23 protein-coding genes and 3 pseudogenes are annotated in these 25,117 nt (G+C 69.4%); 10 read left to right on the top strand and 16 right to left on the bottom strand.

Features of this window, described 5'->3' with window-relative positions:
* Positions 1-1,344, top strand: coding sequence for a Rieske 2Fe-2S domain-containing protein (locus Pflav_RS20285; protein WP_173037553.1), 1,344 nt, complete (start codon positions 1-3; stop codon positions 1,342-1,344).
* Between the two features lie 303 nt (positions 1,345-1,647).
* Here the strand turns inward: Pflav_RS20285 and Pflav_RS20280 are convergent, their stop codons facing one another.
* Positions 1,648-2,499 (bottom strand): alpha/beta fold hydrolase, encoded by an 852-nt coding sequence (locus tag Pflav_RS20280; protein WP_173037552.1) that lies wholly within the window; start codon positions 2,497-2,499, stop codon positions 1,648-1,650.
* 182 nt (positions 2,500-2,681) lie between these two features.
* Between Pflav_RS20280 and Pflav_RS20275 the strand changes: the two genes are divergently transcribed.
* Positions 2,682-3,998: a Rieske 2Fe-2S domain-containing protein gene (locus Pflav_RS20275; RefSeq protein ID WP_173037551.1), complete on the top strand. Its 1,317-nt coding sequence runs from the start codon at positions 2,682-2,684 to the stop codon at positions 3,996-3,998.
* 5 nt (positions 3,999-4,003) lie between these two features.
* Positions 4,004-4,363, top strand: coding sequence for a hypothetical protein (locus tag Pflav_RS20270; RefSeq protein ID WP_173037550.1), 360 nt, complete (start codon positions 4,004-4,006; stop codon positions 4,361-4,363).
* An 807-nt stretch (positions 4,364-5,170) separates the two neighbouring features.
* On the opposite strand, the pseudogene larA reads toward Pflav_RS20270, so the two are convergent.
* The 10 genes and pseudogenes from larA to Pflav_RS20220 all read right to left on the bottom strand — a co-directional run.
* Positions 5,171-6,346: pseudogene (gene larA, locus Pflav_RS20265) on the bottom strand (nickel-dependent lactate racemase); the annotation flags it as partial.
* Positions 6,347-6,498: 152 nt separating this feature from the next.
* Positions 6,499-8,079, bottom strand: coding sequence for a hypothetical protein (locus Pflav_RS20260; RefSeq protein ID WP_173037549.1), 1,581 nt, complete (start codon positions 8,077-8,079; stop codon positions 6,499-6,501).
* A gap of 141 nt (positions 8,080-8,220) precedes the next feature.
* Positions 8,221-9,564: an acyltransferase family protein gene (locus Pflav_RS20255; RefSeq protein WP_173037548.1), complete on the bottom strand. Its 1,344-nt coding sequence runs from the start codon at positions 9,562-9,564 to the stop codon at positions 8,221-8,223.
* A gap of 37 nt (positions 9,565-9,601) precedes the next feature.
* On the bottom strand, positions 9,602-10,249 hold the full coding sequence (locus Pflav_RS20250; protein ID WP_173037547.1) for a hypothetical protein: 648 nt from the start codon (positions 10,247-10,249) through the stop codon (positions 9,602-9,604).
* Positions 10,250-10,254: 5 nt separating this feature from the next.
* A complete protein-coding gene (locus Pflav_RS20245; RefSeq protein WP_173037546.1) occupies positions 10,255-10,515 on the bottom strand; it encodes a hypothetical protein in 261 nt (86 codons plus the stop codon).
* Positions 10,512-10,676 carry a hypothetical protein gene (locus Pflav_RS20240; protein WP_173037545.1) on the bottom strand — a complete coding sequence of 55 codons (165 nt, stop codon included), beginning with the start codon at positions 10,674-10,676 and terminating at the stop codon, positions 10,512-10,514. The genes Pflav_RS20245 and Pflav_RS20240 overlap by 4 nt, the downstream gene beginning before the upstream one ends.
* Positions 10,666-11,172, bottom strand: a complete 507-nt coding sequence (locus Pflav_RS20235; RefSeq protein ID WP_173042543.1) for a SigE family RNA polymerase sigma factor — start codon at positions 11,170-11,172, stop codon at positions 10,666-10,668. The genes Pflav_RS20240 and Pflav_RS20235 overlap by 11 nt, the downstream gene beginning before the upstream one ends.
* Positions 11,173-11,306: 134 nt before the next feature.
* Complete coding sequence (locus tag Pflav_RS20230) at positions 11,307-12,218, bottom strand: hypothetical protein (RefSeq protein ID WP_173037544.1); 912 nt, start codon at positions 12,216-12,218, stop codon at positions 11,307-11,309.
* 88 nt (positions 12,219-12,306) lie between these two features.
* Entirely contained in the window at positions 12,307-15,123 is a 2,817-nt protein-coding gene (locus tag Pflav_RS20225; protein ID WP_173037543.1) for a DUF7948 domain-containing protein, read from the bottom strand.
* A gap of 101 nt (positions 15,124-15,224) precedes the next feature.
* Entirely contained in the window at positions 15,225-15,545 is a 321-nt protein-coding gene (locus tag Pflav_RS20220) for a DUF6458 family protein (protein ID WP_269474521.1), read from the bottom strand.
* Positions 15,546-15,676: 131 nt separating this feature from the next.
* Here Pflav_RS20220 and Pflav_RS48820 point away from each other — a divergent pair, with 131 nt between their 5' ends.
* From Pflav_RS48820 to Pflav_RS20200, 4 genes and pseudogenes are all read left to right on the top strand, one after another.
* Positions 15,677-15,940 (top strand): type IV secretory system conjugative DNA transfer family protein, encoded by a 264-nt coding sequence (locus Pflav_RS48820; protein ID WP_173037541.1) that lies wholly within the window; start codon positions 15,677-15,679, stop codon positions 15,938-15,940.
* A gap of 160 nt (positions 15,941-16,100) precedes the next feature.
* Positions 16,101-17,069, top strand: a pseudogene (locus tag Pflav_RS20210) (type IV secretory system conjugative DNA transfer family protein); the annotation flags it as partial.
* A 24-nt stretch (positions 17,070-17,093) separates the two neighbouring features.
* Positions 17,094-18,545 (top strand): hypothetical protein, encoded by a 1,452-nt coding sequence (locus Pflav_RS20205; protein ID WP_173037539.1) that lies wholly within the window; start codon positions 17,094-17,096, stop codon positions 18,543-18,545.
* A gap of 26 nt (positions 18,546-18,571) precedes the next feature.
* Positions 18,572-19,447, top strand: coding sequence for a type I glutamate--ammonia ligase (locus Pflav_RS20200; protein ID WP_173037538.1), 876 nt, complete (start codon positions 18,572-18,574; stop codon positions 19,445-19,447).
* Positions 19,448-19,663: 216 nt separating this feature from the next.
* Here the strand turns inward: Pflav_RS20200 and Pflav_RS20195 are convergent, their stop codons facing one another.
* The 4 genes and pseudogenes from Pflav_RS20195 to Pflav_RS20180 all read right to left on the bottom strand — a co-directional run bounded on the left by Pflav_RS20195 (position 19,664) and on the right by Pflav_RS20180 (position 22,119).
* Complete coding sequence (locus Pflav_RS20195) at positions 19,664-20,188, bottom strand: AAA family ATPase (RefSeq protein WP_173037537.1); 525 nt, start codon at positions 20,186-20,188, stop codon at positions 19,664-19,666.
* A gap of 82 nt (positions 20,189-20,270) precedes the next feature.
* Positions 20,271-20,408, bottom strand: a pseudogene (locus Pflav_RS48815) (helix-turn-helix domain-containing protein); the annotation flags it as partial.
* A gap of 114 nt (positions 20,409-20,522) precedes the next feature.
* On the bottom strand, positions 20,523-21,560 hold the full coding sequence (locus Pflav_RS20185) for a trypsin-like serine peptidase (protein WP_173037536.1): 1,038 nt from the start codon (positions 21,558-21,560) through the stop codon (positions 20,523-20,525).
* A 148-nt stretch (positions 21,561-21,708) separates the two neighbouring features.
* Positions 21,709-22,119: a winged helix-turn-helix transcriptional regulator gene (locus Pflav_RS20180; RefSeq protein WP_173037535.1), complete on the bottom strand. Its 411-nt coding sequence runs from the start codon at positions 22,117-22,119 to the stop codon at positions 21,709-21,711.
* 122 nt (positions 22,120-22,241) lie between these two features.
* On the opposite strand from Pflav_RS20180, the gene Pflav_RS43760 reads away from it, so the two are divergent.
* The 3 genes from Pflav_RS43760 to Pflav_RS20170 all read left to right on the top strand — a co-directional run bounded on the left by Pflav_RS43760 (position 22,242) and on the right by Pflav_RS20170 (position 23,959).
* Complete coding sequence (locus tag Pflav_RS43760) at positions 22,242-22,553, top strand: alcohol dehydrogenase catalytic domain-containing protein (RefSeq protein ID WP_197938656.1); 312 nt, start codon at positions 22,242-22,244, stop codon at positions 22,551-22,553.
* Entirely contained in the window at positions 22,502-23,182 is a 681-nt protein-coding gene (locus tag Pflav_RS20175; RefSeq protein ID WP_197938655.1) for a zinc-binding dehydrogenase, read from the top strand. The genes Pflav_RS43760 and Pflav_RS20175 overlap by 52 nt, the downstream gene beginning before the upstream one ends.
* 84 nt (positions 23,183-23,266) lie before the next feature.
* Positions 23,267-23,959, top strand: a complete 693-nt coding sequence (locus tag Pflav_RS20170) for an alpha/beta hydrolase (RefSeq protein ID WP_197938654.1) — start codon at positions 23,267-23,269, stop codon at positions 23,957-23,959.
* On the opposite strand, the gene Pflav_RS20165 is transcribed toward Pflav_RS20170, so the two are convergent.
* The gene (locus Pflav_RS20165) at positions 23,934-25,112 is read right to left on the bottom strand and encodes a DUF418 domain-containing protein (protein ID WP_197938653.1); all 1,179 of its coding nucleotides are present in this window, start codon (positions 25,110-25,112) and stop codon (positions 23,934-23,936) included. The genes Pflav_RS20170 and Pflav_RS20165 overlap by 26 nt on opposite strands.
* Positions 25,113-25,117 lie beyond the last annotated feature (5 nt).

Here is a 25,117-nt window from a genome sequence, read left to right as displayed (position 1 = left end):
ATGCTGTCGCAGGAGGACAACGAGTTGCTGACCCGGGTGGGCCCGGGGACGCCGGCGGGTGAGTTGTTCCGGAGGTTCTGGCATCCGGTCACCACCTCGGCCCGCCTGGGCGGCCCGGACGGTCCCCAGCTCCGGGTGAAGATCCTGGGAGAGGCCCTGATCGTCTTCCGGGACACCGAGGGTCAGGTCGGTGTGCTGCAAGCGTTCTGCCCGCACCGCCGCGCCAACCTCTTCTGGGGGCGCAACGAGGAGGGTGGGCTGCGCTGCGCGTACCACGGCTGGAAGTTCGACGTGACCGGCCAGTGCGTGGACATGCCGACCGAGCCGCCGGCGAGCAACTACAAGGAGAAGCTCAAGGCGATCGGGTACCCGGCGGTCGAGCGCGGCGGTTTCGTGTGGGCGTACTTCGGGCCGCGCGAGCAGCTGCCGCCGCTGCCGGAATACCCGTGGATGGACCTGCCGGACAACCAGCGGCTCAACTTCTCGTCGGTCATCGAGTGCAACTACCTCCAGTCGCTCGAAGGTGACGTGGACACCGCGCACGTGTCGTACCTGCACCGCTGGCTGGAGCCGGAAGGCGCACCGCAGCCGCCGGTGATGGTCCCGGGCTACCGGTACTTCGTGGGGCAGGACGGCGCACCCAAGCTGACCGTGAAGCAGACCGACTACGGGCTGCTCTACGGCGGCCGCCGCACGCTCGACGACGGCCGCTACTACTGGCGGTGCACCCAGTGGTTCGCGCCCGCCGCCACGCACCTGCCGACCACCGGGCTCGGCCAGATGAAGCTCAACGTGCCGATCGACGACGGGTACACGTTCTCGATGGGGGTCATCTGGAACCCCGACGGACCGCTCGGCGAGGGCGGCGCGGAAGGCACGCGGCGCGCCGCGGCGGGTGAAAACCAGCAGGCCTTCGATCGGACCGCGTCGAACGCGCTGCCCGGCACGATGAAGCTGCGGACCGGCGAGATGATCGACCACCCGCGCAACAAAATCAACATGGACGGCGACTACGGGCTGGACCGCGCGCGGCAGGCGCACAAGTTCACCGGCATCCAGGGCGGCACCGGCGCCGAGGACGCGGCCATCATGGAGACGATGGGCGCGGTCATGGACCGCGGCGAGGAGCACCTGGGCGTCAGCGACATCGCGGTCGTCGCGGCACGCCGGTCGCTGCTCCGCCTGGTGAAGTCGCTGCGGGACGGCACCGAGCCGACCCTGCCGCACGCCCCGCACAGGTTCCACCCGCGCGGGCTGGACATCGTTTCAGAGCACGCCGAGTTCGAGGCGCTGCTCCAGGAGCACAAGGAGCTGTTGCAGCCGGACGGCGTCCCGACCGCCTGAACCCCAGAGGGCGGCACCCCTAGTCCCGGGGGCGCCGCCCTCATCCTTGTCCAAAGACCCTTCCCACGTCGGGGGTCGCGCTCGTCGGCGCGCGGGTTGATCAGGGAGTTGGTGGAGCGGCGCGCCGACGACACGCCCGACCAAGTCCCTGATCAACCCCGCGGGGCCTCGGCCGGGCCGTCCGCGCGGGCCGTGTACGGGCGGGGTTTGGTTGTGCGACGCGGAGGGTGCGGCCGCGGGAGCGGCGGTCTGGACCACCGCGGACGCCGCGGTAGCCCAGATCTCCTTGGGTTTTTGGATTCTCTAGGCGCTCAGGAACTCGCCGGTGAGTTCGTTGAAGCGGTCGGCGCGGTCCCACTGCGGCCAGTGCTCGGCGCCGTCGAGCAGCTCGAAGCGGGCCCCGGCGATGCCCTTCGCGAGCGCCTCGCCCTTCTCCGGTGCGCCGACTCGGGTGCCGGTGGTCCAGACGACCAGCGTGGGCGCCTTGACCGCGGCGAGGTCGTCGGGGGTGAGCAGGTTGCGTTCGCGCAGGTCGGGGTCGTGCAGGCAGAGGAAGTTGCGCATCGACTCGGGGAAGCCCGGCTGGCGGTACATCTCCTGGCGTACCTCGACGAGCTCGGCCGCGAGCGCGTCCGGCTCGGCGAGCATGAACTCCACGCGCGCCCGGACCCGCTCGGTCGTGGGGTCGTCCGCGGTGGCCTGCATGCGTACCCGGATCCGCTCCATCACGTCGTGGGGCGTGTCGAGGCCGCCGGGCATGCTCAGCACGAGCCGGCCGACCCGGTCGGGATACGCGATGGCGAACCGGATCGCGATCCACGCGCCGATCGACTCGGCGACAAGGTGCGCCCGCTGCACGCCGATGCTGTCGAGCAGGGCGAGCAGGTGGCGTACGTAGTCGGCGATCTCGACCGGCTCGGTGGCGAGCGTCGTGTAGCCGTGGCCGGGCAGGTCGTAGGCGACGACCCGGTGGCGTTCGGCGAGCGGGCCGATGTTGCGGGCGAACGACTCGAGGTGCCCCGACGTGCCGTGCAGCAGGACGACGGCCTCGCCTGCCGTACCGGCCTCGGTGTCCACCACGCGCGTGCGCCAGCCGTCCGCGTCGACGAACCGTACCGACAACGGCCGCGTGCTGAGAAGCGACCAGAGTGACACGTGTGCCTCCTTTGTAGGCGTTGTCCGCCAGGCGGACTCTCATTCGCTCCACGAACGTATGGCTGTGATAAGAGTGGGTCAAGCTTTCTGGGCCACTGGTCCCATTGACTGTCAAGGGCGGCGGTGACTATGTTCGGTTAGCGAAGATGTGTTCGTGATGCGGACTGCGGAGGGTAGACGGGATGCTGTCGCGGGAGGACAACGAGTTGTTGACGCGGGTCGGGCCGGGCACGCCCGCGGGTGAGTTGTTCCGGAGGTTCTGGCATCCGGTCACCACCTCGGCCCGCCTGGGTGGCCCGGACGGCCCGCAGCTGCGGGTGCGCGTGCTGGGGGAGAACCTGATCGTCTTCCGGGACACCAACGGGGACGTGGGCGTGCTCCAGGCGTTCTGCCCGCACCGGCGCGCCAACCTCTTCTGGGGGCGCAACGAGGAGGGTGGGCTGCGCTGCGCCTACCACGGCTGGAAGTTCGACGTGTCGGGGCAGTGCATCGACATGCCGACCGAGCCGCCGGCGAGCAACTACAAGGAAAAGCTCAAGGCGATCGGGTACCCGGCCGTGGACAAGGGCGGCTTCATCTGGGCGTACCTGGGGCCGCGCGAGCAGATGCCGCCGCTGCCGGCGTACGAGTGGATGGACCTGCCGGACACCCACCGGGTCAACACCTCGATGCTCAACGAGTGCAACTACCTCCAGGGGCTGGAGGGTGACGTGGACACCGCGCACGTGTCGTACCTGCACCTCTACTTCGACCCGGAGAAGGGGCCGCAGCCGCCCCAGTTCCACGAGAACTACCGGCAGTACGTCATCCAGGACAAGTCGCCGAAGCTGACCGTGAAGCAGACCCCGTACGGCTTCCTGTACGGCGGCCGTCGCACGCTTGAGGACGGCTCGTACTACTGGCGCCTCACGCCGTGGGTCGCACCCTCGGCGTCGCAGCTGCCCACCACGGAGAAGTACGGCCACGCGAAGATCAACGTGCCGATCGACGACTACAACCACATGCCGTTCAGCGTGATGTGGAGCCGTGAGGGCGCGCTCGGGTCGAACAGCCAGAGCGACTACCGCCGCAAGAAGGCGTCCGCTCCGGTCGTGCCCTTCAAGCTCAACACCGGGCACGTCATCGACCACACCCGCGAGGCGTCCAACTTGGACAACGACTTCCTGCTCGACCGGTCGAAGCAGACGTCCAAGTTTGTCGGCGTCGGCGGCGGTACGGGCGCCGAGGACCGCTGCGTCACCGAGTCGATGGGCCCGATCCTGGACCGCTCCGAGGAGCACCTGGGGGTCAGCGACATCGCGATCGTGGCGATGCGGCGGGCGCTGCTGCGCATGATCCGTGACCTGCGCAACGGCGTCGAGCCCGCGCTGCCGCACAACAGCGAGGCGTTCCACGTGCGCGGCATGGACATCATCTCCCAGCACGCCGACTTCGAGCAGCTGCTCGCCGAGCACGCCGACTACCTGCTGCTGAGCTCGGCCGGCGCCCGTCAGGAGTGACCACAGTGGACGACGCACACGACCACCCGGACTTCCAGGTCACCAACCCGTGGTACATCGTCTCGGTCGAACGCCTCGACGCGGAGACCGTGGACCTGGTGATGCGCAAGGTCGCGGTCTCGTCCGGCCTCGACCAGCTCGCGTACCGGGAGACCGAGATCGACGCGCTGTGGAGCCTGGTGCACATGGCGGTCCGGGCCGGTCGGCCCGGCGCCGACCACGCGCTGGCACTGCTGTGGACGGCGCACGACGCGGTCGGCGAGGGTGACGTCAACCTCGCGCTGACCGCGCTGGCCCAGCTGAAGGACATGGAAAACCTCGAAGAGGTAGGCGTACCCGGCGCGGTACCCACCTCGATGCACTGACCCGCCGTCCCCGGCCTGTGTTCCTTGGGGCTTCGAACACGGGCCGGGCACGGCTGTGTCCACATTGGTGGCCGCAGGATCAGGATTTGAGCTACCGCGATGTCCGCCGTGGTCCAGACCGCTGCTCCCGCGGCCTCACCCTCCGCGATACACAACCCCGGCCGGCATCGCCGGCGGAGAGCCCGGTTCCTTGATGGCCGCTTCGCCAGCCCTATCCGGCAGATCGTGGTACTTGACTGTGCCTATAGCAACAGCTAACTACCACGATCGCTGGCGTGCTCCGATCCCAGAGCGACTTTGACGGGATCGAACCTCCGCGCAAAGAGCGGCTCGCGCGTCTTCTTGATCGGCGCTGTTGGTGCCGATCAAGGAAAATTCGTGGCCATCGGCCACTGATCGGCGTCTTTGCGCGGAGGTTCGATCCCGTCAAGGCGGCTCTGGGCCTCCGGCCCCAGAGCGGCCCGGCCCTAGCCCGGAAAGAGAGATCTAGTCGACTTTCTGCTGCCAGGGCAGCAGAAAGTCGACGAGATCTCTTGGACTTGTCCACAGTGGTGCCTGGGTCGGGTGCTTTCGCTGGTTTGTCCGCATGCCCAGGCCCCAGAACCGGGCGACACCGGCCCGCGACGACCGCGCAAGCCTGGTTTCCCTTGATCAGCGCGTCGGGATCGACGCAGGCCAGCGATCGTGGTGGTTGCCAACCGCGGAGGGCGAGGCCGCGGGAGCGACGGCCTGGACCACGGCGGACGTCGCGGTAGCTCAAATCTTCGTCAGGCATTGAGCCTGCGGCCACCATTGTGGACGGACGCTCTAGGTGGCGGAGACGTAGGGGATTGTCTGTGGGCCTTCGGGCAGGACGCAGATGGTCGCGTCCGTGCCGTGGGCGGAGACCGCGGCGGCGATGTCCTTGGTTTGTTCGAGATGGGCGGTGGCCAGCTCCGCGTCTGTCAGGTACCCGGTGTGCATCACGACCCGCGCCGTGCTCTGGATGCGTGCCTGGATCTGGACCTGCCACTGGTCCGGTACGGTGACCGGCCGCGCGGCGATCGCGTCGAGCAGCGCGCGCGGACTCTCCGATGAGGACAGTACCTCGCGGTAGGAGCCGTGGTCGGGAAAGCCGTCGCGGCACTCGGCGGCGCAGATGATGGTGCCACCCGGGCGTACCACCTGGTGCGCCGCGGACATGCCTTTCACAGCCTGGTAGAGATTCTGGTCCAGCGGGTAGCCCGCGTTGGTGGTCACCACGATGTCGAACGGCGCGGGCACCGGGCGCATCGCCGCGGCGCGTGCCGTCTCGATGGCCGCCGCGTGCATCGCGAGCAGGTCGCCGCCGAACGCCGACACCACCCGCTGCTCGCGGTTGAGCACCACGTCGAAGGCGAAGTCGACGCCGGTGCCGGCCGCGATCGCCCGCACGTCGTCGTGCACCGGGTTGCCGACAGTGCTGCCCCACGTGGCCCGCGGATCGCCGATGCGGCTCGCGTCGTGCAGCGTGAGCACCGTCTCCAGCGCCGCGAGCCCCGGCGCGACGAGCTTCGGCCCACCGGAGAAACCGGCGAAGAAATGCGGCTCCACGAAGCCGGTGGTGATTCGCACGTCGGCGTCGAGCCACTCGCGGTTGAGCCACACCGGTACGTCCTTGCCGAGCCGGCCCACCCACCGCAGCGTCGACCCGTCCCGCGCGTCGTGATTGACGATGCGGACGCCGTCGACGACCTCGTCGCCAAACATTGCGCGCAGCTCCGCGTCGGTGTTGCCGCGGTGGGTGCCGGTCGCCACGAGAATGACGATGTCGTCGAGGTCGACTATCCCGTCGAGCTCCTCGATGACGGCCGGAATCATCAGGTGCCGCGGCTGCGGCCGGGTGCCGTCGCACGCCGAAATCGCCACCGTCTGGCCGCGCCTGACCCGCTCCCGCAGCGGTGGCCCGGCGACCGGATCCCGCAGCGCCCGGCGCAGCTCAGCCCGCTCGTCGGCGGCGGCCGGCCGGGGTGTGGGGTGATGACCGTGGTGCGTCCGTCGGGCAGGTCGACCACCAGTCCGTTACTGCCATAGGCGAGCTCGACCAGCATGATTCATTCTCGCCAGCGGGCCGGCGGAGCGCAGTGATCTCGCACACCCAAAGCGGCAACCAGGGCTCAGACGAGGACTCGGCGGAACAGGTCCAGCGTCTCGTCGGCCCAGCGGATGAGGTCGAGCGTCGAGGTCACATTGCCGGGCGGTTGGTTGATCAGCGTGTCGCGCCGGATGAGCCGCCGGAAGTCGACAAGCACCGGGTCCGGTCGCGAGGTGCCGTCGGCGCGCTTGAACACCACACCGGCCAGGCGCATGACGTTGATCAGCTCTTGCGCGATGACGCCGTACCCGACGGTGGTCGGGTGCATGCCGTCCAGAGAGAACAGGCCGCCGGTGGCCCGCCCCTGGCCGCTGCTGGTCAGAAAGCGCGTGTCCGGCTCGGGCGTCAGCGCGCGCAGCTCCGGCGGCAGCGGGTAGGGATCCCACCACGCCGGGCGGGCCAGCGGATCGTTGAGGTACCGCCGGGCGGCGAGGCGGTCCAGCACGCCCGCGAGGTCGAGGACGTACCAGTCCTTCCCCTCCTGGCGCGCGGCCTGGACGGTCCGGACGATCTCCTGGTTGTACTGGTCGATGGCGGAGTCGATCGCCAGCGCCTGGGCGGCGGTGATTTTGGGGTCCTGGCGCGCGTTGAAGTCGCGGTCCCCGATCCAGGGCCGGGTGTAGTACGGGAAGTACCGCGAGCCGGGGTGGACCTTGGCGCCCACGCCCCGGCTGATCGGGGCGATCGTCACGTGCGGCACGGTGCACCAGATGACGTGCCGTGCCGCGATGCCCCGCACCTTGCCGGCGACCCTGCCCAGCTCGGTCGCGAAATGCGTTGGCCGCCAGACGTTGAAGTCCCTCTTGCGCACGGGGTCGTCGAAGCCGTCTTTGCTCCACGCGACGTTCAGCCCGGTGACCGCGCCCAGCGCGTTGTTGGCGCCGAGGAAGATGACGAGCGTCTCGATGCCGTTGTCGGCCCGGCCCTCGTCGTTCTGCTCGCCGAGTCGCGCGGCGGCGTCGAAGAGGGTCATGTCCGCGCAGTCCGATGCGCTCGGGTAGACCCGAAGGGCGGCGCGGTCGCCGCTGCGGCTGACCAGCGGCATCAGGAACGCGTCCCGCTCGCCGGTGAGGCCGCGGGCGCAGGTGGCCGCGGTCTTGGTCAGGGCGTCGTTCAGATCCCAGCCGAACACGGACAGATTGTGTGCGATCCCCTGCTGCGCCACGGGCTGCGAGCCGGGACCGTTCTCCCAGTACGTGTCGACGTCGTCCAGGAACTGCCGGGCCCGGAAGACCGCCAGCGGTACCTCCCACCAGTCGAGCTGGTCGCCGTACCGGTGCTCCAGGTCCCGCAGCAGAAGCTCGATGTTGAGCGGGAGCCCGCCGAACCCGTTGTAGGTGGGGAAGCGGAAACCGGACCAGCCCAGCTCATGCGCGACGATCGCCGGGTACGACAGGTCGGTGTTGAAAACGGCGCCGCTCTGCACCCCGTGCGTCAGCGAGTCGCCGATGGTGACGAGCCGGTGGGGCGGCTCACCCACGGGCTCGAGGCGCACCGGTACGCCGACCGTGGGGTCCCACTGCGGCTCGCGAGGCGTCGCGGATATCTCGACGTCGTCAGGCGTATCCGGGTCGCGTTCGACGTCGGTTATGGCGGTTGTCATCGTCCAGCCGGCCCTTTCATCATCAAGCCGCGCGTGAGGGCCGCGCCGACCGCGGCTGCTGTGCCGGCCATGGTCCTCGCGGCGGGCCTCCGGCGCCGTCCATGATCTGTCCCGAGAGTGTCGGGTTTCCGACCGCTCGTCTCAGCTGGGGACGGCCGGTGCCTCGCGCGGGGCGCGGAGCCTGAGCAGCAGCGTGCCGGCGCCGATGGCCAGGATGGCGAGCCAGGCCGGCAGGTGGAACACAAGCACCTGCTCGGTCCGGCCGGACAGCATGCCGTCCAGCCCGACCTGGGAGACCACGAAAATGCCGAGGGCGGCCAGCGTCAGTCCGGCGACCGCGGCCAGCCGCCGGCGCTGGCCGACCGGCTGGGTGTCCTTGGTACGGGCGGAGGCCTGCTCCGGGTAGCGGAACAGCCGGACCAGCAGCACCAGCGGTACCGCGCACAGCAGCACCCACAGCGGCAGGAACGCCAGCCAGCGGGCCGTACCGGCGGGCGGTGGCCGGAGGCCGAACAGCAACAGCGCGCCCTGCACGAGGTACACGGCGGTGAGGTGCCAGCAGAACAGGGTCATGATGACGCTGTTGCCGAGGATGACGGCTCCCCACGGGCGCGGCTGCCGCAGCCACCGCTCCACCGGCGCGCGGAACAGCAGCGCGAGTCCGATCAGCCCGATGCCGTGGGTGAGCAGCGCGACGTTGGGCGGTGCCATGTTCGAGACCGGCTCGCTGGGCAGGCCGACCATCAGCACCGGGTACCAGCCGGTCCCGAGCGTCAGCAGCGCGGTGACCCCCAACCCGCCGGCGGCGGCCAGTGCCGGCAGCCCGGGGCGGTCGAGCAGCCCGTCGGACCAGAGGTAGCCGAGCTGGTGGACGGCCGCCCAGACAAGGAACAGGTTGAACGCGGCGACCCAGCTCCAGCCCATCCCGTACCTGACCAGGTCGACGCAGATCGCGGCCACGGCCAGCACCACGACCACCCAGCCACCGTGCCGGCGGTGCCAGTCGTACATCGCCGGTGCGGCGAGCACGAGCAGCAGGTACACCCCGATGAACCACAGTGGAGTGGTGACCCGGTCGGTCGCGGTCTCGATCGGCCCGTTTTCCCAGCCGGCGGTCTCCAGCACGGCGGCGGCCACCAGCCAGACCACGAGGAACACGAGGATCGGGGGGAGCAGCCGGGACGACCGGGAGCGCAGGAACTCCCCGTACGTACCGCCGCGGCGGTGCAGCGACGCCAGCGTCCGGCCGTGCGCGAACCCGCCGACGAAGAAGAACAGTGGCATCACCTGTAGCCCCCAGGTGAGCAGCTGAACCCCGAGCATGTGCGAGATCCCGCCGTCTCCATTGAGGATGGTGAGGGCCAGCAGCCAGTGCCCGACGACCACGACGCCGATCGCGAATACCCTTATGAAGTCCACATAGCGGTTGCGCTGCGCCGGGGTGGACTCGACAAGTCCAGTAATCGTCGGCGATCTGTCGGCCATGCCGTACATCATGACGGGTCTATGCACCCCCACGGACCTAGCCGATCAGCGCCGTCGACCAGGTTTCCGGGCGGTCCGGATCGGCGGTGGCCGGCCGGCGCAGACCACCCGCGACGAGTTCGGCCTCGGCCCGGCCGTAACCAGGGTGCGTGACGATCCGGATGAATAGGCCGTCGAGGTCGTAGATCACCAGCATCGAAGACTCTGGGTACCAGCCGGCGCGCCCGCCATCGACAGGCTCCGGGGTAGGCGACGACTTTTCCGCCCGGGCCAGGTCGTTGCCCGCGACTACCTCGATCTCGGCGGTACCGTCGCCGATCGTCAGTACGACCGTCGAGAAGGTGGCACTGCCGCTCAGGGCCGGGCCGATCCGGCAGCCGCGCAGGGTGGCTCCCGCCGGCAGCACCGTCACCTGCGCCGGGGTGGCGCAGCGGGTCGCCCGGTCGAAGCGGACGGCCTCGGCGATCGCCAGAGTGTCCTCCCACCCGACACCGTCCGAGACGAGCACCGCCTCGACGCCGCCGACCGGCGACCAGCGCAGCTCATCGACGGTGGCTGTGCCTCCCTGACCGAGGAGGGTGTGCGTGCCGGGCCGGCCACCCACCCGCGCTGGCCTCTCGGAGATGCTGTCGAGGCCCTGGCGCTCCGGCAGCGGGACGGTACCTCGAGCGAGCAGCAGGTCCACGGTCCTCACCCGGTCGGGGGCCGCGGCGAACTCCAGGTACATATGCTCCAGGCCGTCGGGCCGAACCCCCAGGTGGCCTGGCGCACCGGCAGGTCCAGCTCGTCGAGTCCGAAGTGGATGATGGTCGGGTCCTTGCCGACCTGTCCAGGATGGACGGTGGCGCCACCGGCCGTCGGGTCGGCCACACGGGGTACCGGATAGGGCGGGCCCGCCGGCCCGCGGTCGCCCACCGCCAGCGGCCCGGCCAGCAGGGCGACGGTGGTCACGCCGGCCACCCCGGCGCCCCCAGGGCCTTAGCCACGCGCCGCCCGCGCTGCCGGCGCCGCCCCCGGCGGACCGCGCCGTCGAGCAGGGCGACCATGTCGACCTCGTGCTCGGCGCGCCGGCGCAACGTCGCGACAAGGGACTCCTCGACGTCATACCCCATGACTGCTCTCCTCCTGTACGACCCAACCGGCCGCCCCGACGCGCTCCCGCAGACTGGCCAGCGCCCGCATGGCGTGCGTGCGCACCGTGACGGGCGAGCAGCCCAGGATCTCCGCGATGGTCTGGTCATCGAGGTCCTCGTAGTAGCGCAGCACCAAGACCGCCCGCTGCCGCTCGGGCAGGGTCGCCACCAGCCGCCACATCGCGTCCCGGTCGCCGGCCGCCTCTGTCGCGTCGGGGCGAGCCCGGTCCGCGACGGCCGGCGAGGCCACCTCCCGGTTGCTCGGCCGGCGCCACCACGAGTTGCGCGCGTTGACAAGCATCCGCCGCAGGTAGAGGTCCGGCTGGTCGGCACGGCTGATCCGGGCCCACCGGGGATACGCCTTGGCCAGAACGTCCTGCACCAGGTCCTCGGCCCGATGCGGGTCACCGACCAGCAGCCGCGCCAGCCGGACCAGGGCGGGCCCGCGCGTCAGCACGTACTCCTCGAACGTCACACCCGACAGACGCACCTCCCACTCCGGCTTGTTGACACGCACCTGCGAACGTATCGGCGGCGTGCCATGCCAGCGGCCGGACGGCTAGGCTCGCCCGCATGCCGCCCGCGAGTGACGGGGTCGCGAGTGACGGGTTAGGGCTGCGGCGGGCGCCCGACGACGGCGCGGATCAGGGCGATCGCGATGGGGGAGCGGTCGGTGCGCCAGACGTGCCGGTGCTCGTACGGCCAGGCGTAGACCGGGAACTCGTCGGTGCAGAGCTCCACGATGCGCGGCTCGTCGAGGTCGTCGGCGGCGTACCGGTACAGCTGCGGGATGCGCGGCGTGATGACGCCGTAGTCGATGATCCGGGCGAGGTAGTTTTCGGCCGCTAGGACTTTCTCGATGCTGGATTCGGCCAGCGGGTACGTGTCGGGCAGCACGTCCTGGAGGGAGAGGAACAGATCGGCTCCCCGGCGGCGGGGATCGCCGAGCAGTTGGCCGAACATCGCGAGCCGGCCGAGCGCGAGTCGCGGCTGGATCAGCAGGCAGTGCGCGTACAGGACGCGCAGCAGGGCCACGTCCATGAAGAACCGTTCGAGCGGGCCCTCCTCCGGTACCAGGTCGCGGTGCCGCAGGTAGCCGCCGACGACGCTGGCGTTGTGGGCGCGGTACCACGCCTTCGGGGTGGGGCTGCGCAGGAAGGTGAGCCAGTGTCCGACGCCGCTCGTGCTGGCCTCGCCCGGTGCGCCGTTGAAGAGCAGGTCCGCCTCGACGGCCTCGCGCAGCAGGGACTCGTTCACCGCCCGCCACCACCGGCTCCCCGGCTGGGCTCCGTCCATTGGGGACAGTACGCCACAGCGGATCTGCCAGCGCATGAACGCGACCTCGGCCCGCCGGTACGCGCGGATGCTGTGGCCGCCGACCCGCTGGTCGTAGAAGCCGGCCGCCAGCCGCAGCCGCTGCGCCGGATCGTCGCGGACGGCGGCGACAAGCTCGCCGGCGCGGAGGGCGGCTGGCGTCGACCCGTCCGAGTCGGGTCGGGGTCCGCCGAGCCGTTTCGTCATGGGTACATCCTGGCAGCGCCGGCGCACCCGGTCGGCGACCAGGCCAAATCTGGCCGCCGACCGGGACAGGGTTCGCTGGCTTAGTTCCTTATCTCGAACCGGCGTGCCGAGGACCAGGCCCCGGGGTGCCGTCGCTGTTGTTGGCGCGCACCCGCCACCACATCCGCTGGGTGGGCAGCCCATTCGCGACGTACTGCGAGGTGGCGGTTGTCGACTCGACCGTGAACGGTGCCTGGAAGGTCTGGCTGTTGTCGACCTGGATCGTGTAGCTCGCGGCGCCGGACACGTCACCCCAGTCGAAGGTGACCGCCGTACCCGGCCGGATGCGGGCGTCACTGGCGGGGCTCACCAGTGCGGGAGCCGGGAGCGGCTGCGTCGGGTTGGCCGTCGGGGTGGGCGAGGGACTGGGCGTCGGCGGTGCCTGCACCGTGATCCGGCGGAACGTCGACCACGGCCCGGGAGTTCCGGCCGAGTTCACCGCCCGTACCCGCCAGAACCAGTTGCCGGTGGGAAGCGAGCCGGCGGTGAACGCAGAGGCGGTCACGTTGGCGGAGAGGATCAGCGGTTCGCCGAACGCGGAGATCTCGTCCACCTGGATCGTGTACGACGCGGCGTTGTCCACGTCGTTCCAGTCGAACGCGACCGGCTGGGCGACGCTGGCGGCATCGGCCGGGCTGGCGAGCTCCGGCGCGGTGGGTATCGCCGGCGGCGAGGGCGGCGGCGTCGGAGCGTTCGGACCGACCGCGAGCTTCGCGATCCACGCCTCCGACCCCAGGATGAACGAGTCGCCGCTGTAGACGCGGTCGAAGGCGCCGGCGGTGGTCGGGAAGTCCGCCGAGAAGGTACGACCGCTGAGGTAAACGTTCCCCGCCGGGTCGAGCGCCACGTCGAAAGCGCCGTCCGAGTCGGTACCGCCGAGGAAGCTGGCGTAGTCGAGCGCGGTGGCGGCCGGGTTCAGCTTCGCCACGTAGGCATCGGACGCGCCGCCGCTGAACTGGGGGTCCCAGGCGTCTGGGCTGACGAAGGCGTCCGGTGCCCCGCCGCCGGCGAACCAGAGGCTGCCGTCCTCGGTGAGGGCACCCGACCCGCCGCTGGCCTTGCCGAGGAACGTCGAGTAGAGCAAGGTCGAGGCGCTGGGGTCCAGCTTCGCGGCGAACGACTGGCTTGTGCCGTCGAACGTTGTGTCGAACGTGCCCGGCGTGGTCGGGAACGTCGGGGACTGCGTCCCGCCGAGGATGTAGGTATTGCCGGACGCGTCGAGGATGACTTCGCTGACGCTCTCCGGCTTGTCCCCGCCGAGGAACGTGGACCACACGAGGGCCGAGCCCGTCGGGTCGACCTTGGTGACGAAGCCGTCGAACAGGTCGATGAACGCCCCGCCGGCGTGTACCGGCTGGAGTGTTCCGGGCGTGGTGGGGAAGCCGGCCGACCTTGTCGAACCACCGACGACCGCATTGCCCGCCGCGTCGACGGCGATCGCGCTGGGCAGCTCGTTGTCCGTACCGCCGAGGCGCGTGGAGTAGACGAGCTGCGAGCCGGAGGCGTTGAACTTCGCCACGAACCCGTCGTACTCGCCGTTGGCGGTGGTGTCGAACGCACCCGAGGTCGTCGGGAAGTTGCTCGACGCCGTCTGCCCGGCCACGTACGCCTGACCGCTGCCGTCCAGTGCGATGGCGAGGATGTCGTCGATGTCGAAGCCGCCGAGGAAGGTCGAGTAGACAAGCCCGGAGCCGGTCGGGTTCACCTTCGCCACGAACGCGTCGTACTGGTCGATGCCGCACCTCGGGCAGGTGTCCACATTGAACGTGCGGTCGTACGCGTTGCTCGTGGTCGGGAAGGTGGACGACCTTGTTTGGCCGGCCACGTAGGCGTTGCCGGCGGCGTCCACCGCCAGGTCCCGACCCTGGTCGAAGTTGCTTCCACCCAGGAACGTGGAGTAGACCAGCGCCGTACCGGACGGGTTGAGCTTGGACACGAACGCGTCAAGGTCGTTGCTGGCCGACCCGGTCCGGTCGAACGCGCCCGGCGTGGTCGGGAACGTGGGGGACTGGGTGTAGCCGGTGACGTAGGCGCTGCCCGACGCGTCGACCGCGATCGCCGCACCGGTCTGGTTGCCGAAGCCGCCGAGGTACGTGGAGTACTCCAGGCCCGGGTCGATGACGAGCCCGTGTGCCGGGTCGTGGCCGTCGACCGCGAAGCCGTACGAGTCGCCCGCGACCTTGTAGCGGCTCCCGACCGGCACGCGCTGGCCGCCGATCACCTGGTACGACACCGGCGGCGTGTCCCGCAGCACCCCGAGCGGGGTGTCGACGAGGAGAGCGCCCGTACCGTCGGTGGTCAGGCCGCCAGCGCCTCGGTAGGCGAGCTGGATCTCGTCGATCCGTGCGCCGGGCGCCACGTGGAACTCGTACTTCAGCACGCCGTCCTTGCCGGTGACGGCCATGTCCACGCCGGGCCAGAGCTGCCGGTAGAGGACTTCACCGTAGGTCGGCAGGCCGCTGCGGGAGCCGCTCGGCAGGTCCGCCTGGAGGTAGCTGACCGTGCTGGCGGCCCGGTCCGCGGCGGCTACCGAGACGTCCGGGTTGGCCCCGACGAAGTCCAGAAAGAGGTTGACGCCTGTTTTGCTGTCCCGCTCCAACAGTGATATCGCGAGCGAATCGGGAGTGAAGTAGAACCCGTAGCGGCTGCCGTGGGCGAGGTACCGCACCTGCCCGTCGGCCTGCCCCCGGTTTTCGACGAACGTCAGGGGCAGGCGAGCGTACGCGTCGCCCACCTGCTCGGCCCCCTGCGCCGACTCGGCCCGCGCGGTGACCTCCTGACCAGGTCCGGCACCGAATCGGGCGCCAGCCTGGACCAGAACAGTAGCGCTGATCAATGCCGCGAGTGCGCCCAGAACGACGGCCATACGGCCTCGTTCAACTCTCAACAAATGCCTCATGACCCTAAGCACGCATGTGATCACGCAGGCGTTCATTCATCTTGGTCGACGGGATAGCGCCCTGCGGATCAGGTGCCGTCGGTCGGCGGTGAGGTTGACGGCGGGTCGGCGGGCGAGGCCTTGGTGGGCCGCCCCGCGTCGCGCGGCGGAAACAGCGCTTCCGGGCCTTGCGGCGCGGGTGGCGGGCGTTGGTACCGGTACTGGTACTGCGCGGCGACCCGGCGCCGGCGGTTCTGCCAGTACCAGAGCGTGAGCAGCAGGACCGCGCCGCCGGCGAGCATGATGATGACGCCGGTCGCCTTCAGGTCGATCCACGATGGAGCGACGTTGACCGCGAACGTCAGCAGCGCGCCGAGCGCGATCAAGAAAATTCCCCCGCTGATGCCCACTGACACCTCATGCCCTGTTTCGCCAGAGATAATACGTAGGGCTGTGTCGGATTGCGGACAGCCGTGGCTTCTCTACCTGCGAGTCGGTAGTCTCGTTTTCCTCCAGGGAATCCTCGCGGCGTGACGGTGAAATGGCCAATATGACTGACGCATCGACCCTCCTCTTGGGTTGGCCACTGGAGGGCGCCCGGACCTCGGTTCGACCGTTCTCCTCCGCACAGAAGAGATATCGGTTCTCGGATCTGGCGATGGTCGAGCAGTATCGCCATGACGGACATCTTGTTTCCTTCGCGCCTACCGGAGCCGGTAAGGGCGTGCGAGTAATTATTCCGAACCTTCTGCATTACGACGGGCCGATTATCACGATCGACCCCAAGGGGAGAATTTCGCCGTAACCGCGCGCTACCGCCGGCAGGTCCTCGGGCAGGAGATCTATCTGCTCGATCCTTTCGAGGCCGTCGACGACGCAACGCTTGAGCGGGTCGGCGTGGAAAGGGCGAAACTAAATCCGTTCGACCTGATCCAGAGCTTCGGTCCGCACGCCGAGGGGACCTTACGATGATGGCCTCTCTCATAGCCAGTGATGCCGCACAGAGTGAAGGCGATCACCGCTTCTGGGATCAGAGCGCCCAGATGCTGTTGGCTGGCGTCATCGGGGCGAGTCTCGACGTCGCGCGATCCAAGGGCGAGCCGCATCGGTTTCAGAGCTTCATCGACATGCTCTTTTCTGACGACGTCGTTTATGATCTCGCCGTCATCCTGGATACCGTGGGAAAAAAGAGCCTCTCGCGGTTTGCCTACCGTGCGATCGCCGACTTCTTGCGGCGAGCCGACAAGGAGCGCTCCGGTGTCCTGTCCACGGCGCACAGCTACCTCACTCCGTACATTTCGGACGCTTTGAACAACTATCTCAACACGTCGTCCATCTCTCCGTCGCTCATAGCGGACGGCGACAACTACACGATCTACATCGTCATCCCGCCGTCAAAGCTTCTCTCCCACTCCATCCTGCTTCGGATGTGGGTGGCCACGATGTTGAGTGCGATCGTGCAGCGCCGCACGAAGCCCCGCAAGCGCACCCTGTTCATGCTCGACGAGTGCGCCCAGCTCGGATCTCTCGACGAGCTTAAAAAGGCCATCACCCTGATGCGCGGCTACGGACTGCAGGTCTGGATGTTCTTCCAGGACTACTCGCAAATTCGGTCGCTCTATCCAAGCGACTACGCCACGATGGTGAACAACTGTGGCGTATTCCAGACTTTCGGCGTTCCGAGAAATGCGGCAGCCATCCTTCTCGCCGAGGCAATCGGCAAGGACGCGCCCCTCGACCTTGTCCAGCTGGATCGGACGCAGCAGATCATTTCGCTCTCGACCGAGGATGCTCGCATTCTACGCCTGATGAACTATCTCAGCGATGGCCTCTTCGCCGGCCGCTTTGACGAAAACCCGCTCTTCGCCGGCCAGCACGGCGGAACGAAGCGGGGTAACCCCTTCCCAAGCAATGCCGCCAAGATGCACTACTGATCTCGAGAGAATCAAGGGACCGCCATGCTGGGCCAGAACAATTCCACGGCGAGAAGAGTGGTCACCGCAGGCCTGGTGACCGCGATTATTCTGATCATCGTCACCCTCGTCGTCTCTCTCTACGAATCAGTGACTGATTCCAGCAACGTGAGCCTGTTGCGGGAGCCAGAGGTCGTGGCGGTCGCGATAGGTCTTATCCTGAGCGTGCTCTTCGTCGAGCGGTGGCGATCGCTCGAGGGCAAGGTCGACCGGCTCTCGTCGGATCAGCAGACTCAGATGAACGAGCTGAGGAAGTCCACCGCGGACCAGACGGAGCTGGCGATCGGGCTGACCGTCGACAAGGCCGAGAAGCTCAGCGCCAAGCTGAACGCCATCGCCGAGACCCACCCGTGGCTAGAGGTCATCACCCAGCGTGACATCCTCGTCGAGACCGAAAGTGTGCGCGGCATCCTGAGGACCGCTTACACGCTCTTGCAGGAAGGCAAGCACCTGCACCTGTACGAGTACCTCGAGTACAGCTCCCGTAAGGGGACGCCTGACGATCCTAGGAAGAGTCAGGAGCCGCCGCGGCCGTCACGCCCGCTTCGCGGTACGGCCGAGGACTTCTTGGAGATCGCGGGCTTTTGTGAGGTGTGGCTCGAAGACTACGCGTTGAGCCTTGAGTTCCTCGCACGGTACGTCGAGGGTAGTGGCAACGCGGGGTACATTCTCATGCCCGAATACATTCTGCGCCTGCTGCGGGCCGGCCAGTTTCCAGCGGCGACCGCCCGCTCCGACGAGCTGGAGCGGCTCCTCCGGCGCGACCGGTGGCATCGTCGGGTGCCCTTCCTGTTTCCGCGGGTCTCGATATCCGAGCGTTTCCGTTGGAATGCCGCCAATGCGTTGGCCGTCAGCCACGCGGCCTGCGGTGACGATAGAAAACGGGATACCTTCGCCAACGAGGCGCAAGGTAGCGGCTACTCCCGACTCTTTCCCAACGAGCAGATGCTGTTTGATGCCGAGGTAGCGCTGAACCTCGCTCAGTTCGACAAGGCGCTGGCGATGCTTGACCGCATCGCCGTCCCTGACGAAAACATCGTCCGCCGCCGTGACATCGTCCTGCTCTACGAGCGTCTCGGTGCCCATGAAAAGGCACTCGCCCATCGTGTTCTCCTCGACGAGCGCCGCGGGCGGTCGTATGGCGACGCGTCCAACACTCACGACACCGGTGCCGAGCGCGCCGCCGGGAAGCCGCAGGGCGGCCAGCCGGACGGTCGGGTGCCGGAGCCACCCACGCCCGAGCCGGCACGCGCGGAGGGCACCACACCCGACGCGACGAAGAACGGGGCCAGCCAGGGCGAGGCGCCGGCCACCGGTGGCAAAAAAGGGACGCCAGGCCCAGACGAGAGCGCGGCGGCCGACGAGGCTGAGGCCGAGCAGGAGCCCGGTGGCCCGGACGAGACGCCGAGTGCCGCGGAGCCCGGCAGGTCGAAGTGAAAGGTCGGTCCGCCGCGACCCTGTCCTTGCCGTCACCGCTGGACTTGGCCCGCAGGATCCTCGACGACTTTGGACTGACCGCCCTGGTCGGCCTTGAACTCGAGTTCTACCTCCTCGGCGGGACACCTGAGACTGTCGTACGGCAGGCGCAGGCGCAACTCGCGGCGCAGCTACCCCTCCCGCCGAGACTCCAGCCGGAGTCGGGCCGTGGACAGTACGAGTTGGTACTCCCGCATCGCACTGAGCTTGCCGACCTGCTGTCGGACTGCCGGTACGCGCTGGAAGTTCTCGAAGCCCGCTCAAGGGCGAACGGAACGGCCGTGTCCCGACTCTCCAAGCCGTTCGCCGACAGGCCCGGCAGCGGTCTGCATGTCAATGTCTGCCTGCTCGACGAAACCGGGCGAAACGTTTTTCAGAAAGCGCCTTGCGACGACAATCGTGAATCGCCGACCACGGCACACGCGGTCAATGGCCTACTCGAGACCATGGTGGGCCTGATGGTGTTCTTCGCCCCGACGGAAAACTGCTATGAGCGGTACCGTCCGGACAACCCGGAGAGCCGGCTCTTCTCGCCGTCCAACGTGTCCTGGGGCGGGGACAACCGTTCCGTCGCGATCCGTATCCCGGCCAGCACGTCGCACGCTTCGGCGCGGCGCCTCGAGCATCGTGTTTCGGGCGCGTCCGCGTGCCCTGAAAGCGTCCTCGCGGCTGTGCTGCTCGGGATACATCACGGCTTGCGGGTCGGGCGGCCACCTCGCCTGCCCAAGCTGTACGGGATTGCCGCGCACCGGAGCGACGAACTGCCTGCCTTTCCCAGGAGTTTGGCCGAGGCACGCGCGTTCCACAGGGCCGATGACGTGGTGCGCCGATACGCCGAATGCGCGTCCAGCGCGGGGGTGTAAGCGCTACGCGGGTGGTGTCGCGATTCGGCCGCAAAGCGCGACCACGCCGTCGCGGTCGAGTCCCGTGCCGCGGGTGCGCTCGCGGGTGAACCCGTCGGCGCCGAGCGCGGCGTGCGCGGCCTCGGCCGTGCGGCTGGCTATGGCGAGGGTCGGCTCGGGGAACGGGCGGCGCCGTAGCTGGTGACCGGCGCCAGCAGCGCCGCCGCGGTGGCCGGGTCACGCCAGCGTGAAATGCGGGTTTACCGCTGCCGCCCGGCGGGTGAAGAGCGCTGTCGCCGCGTCCGGCGTAAGCGGGGGGAGCGGTACCACGCGCTCGCCCCGCACCTGGAGCGGGCGTTGGCCGGTGACCACCAGCGTCAGGCCCGTGCACCGGCGCAGGAAGGCGGTGAGGTCCGGCGCGGCGGCGACGAGCTGCTCGTACCGGTCCAGGATGAGCACGACCCGCCGGTCCCGCAGGTGCGCCGCCACGCGCTCCACCGGTGGGAGGCGCGAAACGCCACAGTCCAGCGCCGCGGCCACGAGTTCGCCGACGAGCTCGGGTTCGCGCACCGAGGACAGGTCCAGCGCCCGTACCACCAGGTCGGTGCGGTGGGTCAGGAGGTGGCCCAGCTCGGCCACGATCCGTGACTTGCCGACGCCGGACGGCCCGGTCATGGTGACGAGCCGGTGCCGCGCGCCCGTGGCAAGGTCCGTGAGCGCGCGCAGCTCCTCGTCCCGGCCGACAAGGTCGCCCGGCGGCACCGCCCCCTTCGGCGGGCCCTGGCGCGCCTGATGGGGCCGAGACAGGGGCGGGGCGTGGCGTCGCGAGGAAGGCCCGGAGGTCGTCGCCGGCCAACGCGAGCGCGGCGGCGACCGCGCGGGTCGAGTGCGGTCGGGGTAGGCGTACGCCCCGCTCCAGGTCGCGGATCGCCCGTCCGCTGAGCCCTAAGCGGCTGGCCAGCTCCCGCTGCCCGAGCCCCGCCGCGAGCCGCGCCCCTCGCGAGCCGCGTGATACATCGACAACCCGACATCACTGGATGCGCCGCGAGGGCCTGCCTCCTGGTCTCAGGAGACAGGCCCCGGGCACGCGCGAGGATCAGGCCCAGCGCATGGTGTTGTAGAGCGAGAGGACCTCGTTGCCGAAGTACGGCGAGTAGATCCGGGTGGGGTCGAGCGTGATCTTGAATGCGTTGTTGCCGTTGATCCAGCCGTTCCAGCCGTTGAACCAGCCCAGCCAAGGGCCGCCGCTGGAGCCGCCGTTCATGTTGCACATCATGCCGATCCCCGGGTGGTGGTTGTCGAACTGCGATCCGTGGCAGTAGCGCAGGATCTGACCGTTGAACGGGTACTCACCGGGGTAGCCGAAGTTGTGCACGTACTGGTTCGGCGGGTAGTTCCAGGCGATCCCCTGTGCGCCGGTCACGTCGACGATGTTCTGGCCCCATCCGTTGCGGGCGACCTGTACAGCACCGAAGTCGAAGTTGGAGTTGGAGCTGCCGCTCCACTTCGACCAGGTGCCCATCCACGTCGCGTACCAGACGCCGTAGGTCCAGTCGGTGCCGTTCTGGTAGTGCGGCTTGAAGACCCAGTTCTGGTGCCAGGTCCTGTTCTTACCGCCGTGGACGCAGTGCCCCGCGGTCCACAGCAGGTTGCGGCCCTCGGAGTCCACCACCGCCGCCGAGCAGGTCTTGTTCTTCTTCTCCGTGACGTCGTAGAAAAAGACCTTCCCCACCGTCGTGGCCGGCGCGTCACCGCGGAACGGCCAAGGCGCGGCCATGTCGCCGATGGCGGACTGCTCGGGGACGCGGTTGCCGGGACGCGTGTCCTGCGGGGTGACCAGGCCGGGCTCGCCGACCGTCGGCTGCTCCAGGCGCTCGAGCTCCTCCCGGGTCAGTGCCGGCAGCGCGACCGGCTCGGCCGACGCCATCCGCTCCTCGGTCCAGTACGCCCGCAGCGCCCTCTCCGGGTCCGGCCCGAGCACCCGGGCGTCCTCCGTCAGCCCGGGCGCGGCCTCGACCGGTCGGCCGGCGTCGGCCGCTTCGCTGCTGGCGGCGGCGGGTGCCGCCGAGGCACCGACCGCGACCGCGGTGGCGATCGCCAGCAGCAGCGCTCCCCTCTTGTGAGTGAGTCGCACGTTGGCTCCATTCCATCGATCCGTCCCGCACCACGTGATGCGGACGTGGTAACGGTGCGGTCGATGGCGCCGCGGTGGACCCGCTCCGGCCCGGAACCTCCGGTGAGTTGCCGGGTGTTGCCGGTCCAGCAGTCGGTTTCCCGACGTATCAGTCCGTCCCGAGTGGAACGTCTACTGAGGACAAACGCGCACGCGCGGCATGGGTCTGGTCGAAACGGCGGCGGCTCTCCGCCACGTGGCGGAGGTGCAGCTCCGCCCAGCGGAGCAGCGACGTGACCTCGGCCAGCAGCGCGTGCCCGGCGGCCGTCAGCTCGTAGCTCACCTGCGGCGGCGTGGTGGGGCGCACCGTACGGGTGACCAGGCCGTCGCGTTCCAGGCCGCGCAGGGTCAGGCTCAGCATGCGCTGGGAGATGCCCTGGCTGCTCCTGCGCAGGTCGGAGTAGCGCCGGGGGCCCTCGCTCAGCAGGGACATCACGAGCACGCTCCAGCGGTCGCCCACCCGGTCGAGTACCTCGCGCAGCTCGCAGCGTTCGTCCGGACGGGTCTGGAGCTCAGTCATGCTCCCAAGGATCGCGCATCGGCCGGGCACGTGAGGAAAGCACAGCAGCGCACACAGATGTGCGTTACGGCGGGCAATGTGCCGTCTTTTCCGGCACGCACCTATTGGCGAAGATCTGAGTCATGTACGCAGTGGTGATTGACGACTTCGGCCTGGCGCCCAGCCTGCGTGAGCTTCCCGAGCCGGTACCCGGTCCGGGCGAGGTGAAGGTGCGGGTGGCCGCCTCCTCGGTGAACGGCTTCGACCGCCTGTTGGCGGCTGGCGCGCTACGGGGCATTTTCGAGCACAGGTTCCCGATCGTCCTGGGCAAGGACTTCGCGGGCATGGTGGCGGCCGTGGGGGAGGGGTCTCCGGGTTCGCCCCCGGCGATCCGGTCTTCGGTGTGGTGGCGAAGGCCAACCCGACCGACGGCGGCGGCTTCGGCGAATACCTGACAACGGCGGCGGGCAGCGGTATCGCACTTGTGCCTCCCGGTCTCGACGAGCCGGCGGCGGCCGCCCTCGGGCTTGCCGGCGCGGCCGCACTCGCGGTGGTCGACAGTCTGGCCGCGAAGCCGGGCGAGACGGTACTCGTGAGCGGGGCGACCGGCGGGGTGGGCGCGTTCGCGGTCCAGCTCCTCGCCGACCGTGGCGTGACCGTGATCGCGACCGCGCCGCCGGCATCGGCCGGACACGTGCGCGGGCTGGGGGCCGCGCATGACATCGACCACGGCGCGGACCTTGCGGCCCAACTCCGCGACCTCGCGCCGGGCGGGGTGGACGCGGTCGCCCATCTGGCCGGCGACGGGGTGGCCCTGGCCGAGCTGCTGCGGCCGGGTGGCCGGATCGTGTCCGCGCTGCACCTCGACCCGGCGGGACTGCCCCGCCGCGACATCACCGGCACGTCCGTCATGGCCGATCCCAGCCGGGACGTGCTCGACCGCCTGGCCCGGGAGGTGGCCGCCGGCCGGCTGCGGGTACCGGTCGGGCGGACGCTGCCGCTCGCGGAGCTGCCGCCCGCCCTGGCCGGGTTCAGCAACGGCACGCTGGGCAAGCTGGGGGTCCAGGTCGCATCCCTGGGATGAGGCCACCAGTCACCTCATGAGTCATTTAACCCAATCGAGCGGGATGTCCGCCGCCGTACCCTCGCTCAGGTCCACACTCAGCTCGTGACTTCACCAGCGGCGTCAAATGTCGTGCTCGTGCACGGCGGCTTCGTGGACGGATCCGGCTGGCAGGGCGTCTACGACCTGCTCAGGCAGGACGGCTACCAGGTGAGCATCGTCCAGAACCCGACGGTGTCGCTCGCCGGCGACGTCGAGGCCACCCGGGTGGTCCTCGACCGCCAGACCGGCCCGACCGTGCTTGTCGCGCACTCGTACGGCGGTGCGGTGATCACCGAGGCGGGCAACCATCCGCAGGTGACCGCCCTCGTGTACATCGCGGCGTTCGTGCCGGACCAGGGCGAGTCGGTGAACACGCTCATCGCCAACCCGCCGCCCGGAGCGCCGACGCCGCCGATCCTGCCTCCGGCCGACGGCTTCCTGTTCCTGGACCGGGACAAGTTCCAGGAGGCGTTCGCCGGGGACCTCCCGGACGCGCAGGCCGCGTTCATGGCTGACGCCCAGGTCCCGTGGGGCGTGGACGCGTTGAGCGGGGCGATCAACGAGCCGGCGTGGCGCGCGAAGCCGAGCTGGTACCTGATCTCCACCGAGGACCGGATGGTCCCGCCGCCGGCCCAACGGATGATGTCCGAGCGGGCCGGCTCGACCGTGGTGGAGGCCACCGGCAGTCACTCCATCTACGTCTCCCAGCCCGCCGTGGCCGCCGACCTGATCAAGCAGGCAGCCGCCGGCCGCTAGGGCCTGTCCTGCCGTACGTGACGCGGCGGACCAGCTGCTCGAACGGGCCTCGGCGGCCGGCTCGGCGCATCTGGTCGGCCGCCACCACAGTGAGCACCCAAGTGGCGGTGGCCAGCAGCGCCATGCTCGTGACGCCGAGCGGGCCGGACAGGTCGAGCAGGAACGGCGTGAAGATGAGCGCCCAAACCGGCGACTGCATCAGGTAGCAGGTCATCGACCGCTGGCCGGTGGCGGCGATCGCGTCGACCACCGGCCCGCGGCGGGCGCCGAGCCGGGCCGCGATGAGGGCCAGCACGGCGGCGTACCCGAAACCGCCCAGGACGCCGCTGCTGTCGTGCAGCGGGCCCAGCAGGTCCAGCGTCGACTGGTCCGGGGGCGCCACCACGCCCGCGAGCATCAGCGAGACAGGCTGGGCACCGAGCACCGCGATGCCGATCCCGGCCACGGCCGTGACGCGCAGCAGCGTACGGTGCCGCTCGGGCTGCTCGAGGATGCGCCGGCGGCCCGCCCACAGGCCGATCAGAAACGGGCACATGAACCCGAACGGGCCCAGCCCGGCGACGAACAGCGCCATCGGTACCCGCTCCACGATCATCGTGATCACGTCCGGCGGGAGCATCGACGCGTCCGGCCCGTTCGGGCTGATCGACATCGAGTCCGGGCTGGGCATCGAGACGAGCACCATGAAGCCCAGCGCGATCGTCAGCAGCCAGCGGTCCCGTACGCGTACCAGCCACGCGCCCACGAACAGCAGCACGCCGTACATGGCCAGGATGTCGCCGACGAAGAACAGCAGCGCGTCCAGCAGGCCCACGACCACGAGTACGGCGGCCCGCCGCCAGAGCAGTAGGCGGACGGCGCTGGGCTTGCGCTCGGCCTGCCGGCGCACGATCTGCGCGACGCCGTACCCGAACAGCAGCCCGAACATCGGAAACGCCCGACCGTCCACAAAGGTGGCGATCAGCCAGGTGACGGCCGAGTCGAGCGCCGAGCCGTCCTGCGGGTACCCGCCCAGCACCACCGGGGCGCTCAGAAAGTAGTGCGAGTTGGCCAGCGCGATGAACAGCAGCATGAAACCGCGCGCCAGGTCCGGACCGAGCGCCCGTTCCGCCGGGGCCACGGGTCCGGATGGCGCGTGCAGACTGACCGTCACGAGCC

The organism is Phytohabitans flavus, assembly GCF_011764545.1.
Classification (GTDB): Bacteria; Actinomycetota; Actinomycetes; order Mycobacteriales; family Micromonosporaceae; genus Phytohabitans; species Phytohabitans flavus.
This window is presented reverse-complemented; position numbering and strand designations above follow the sequence as displayed.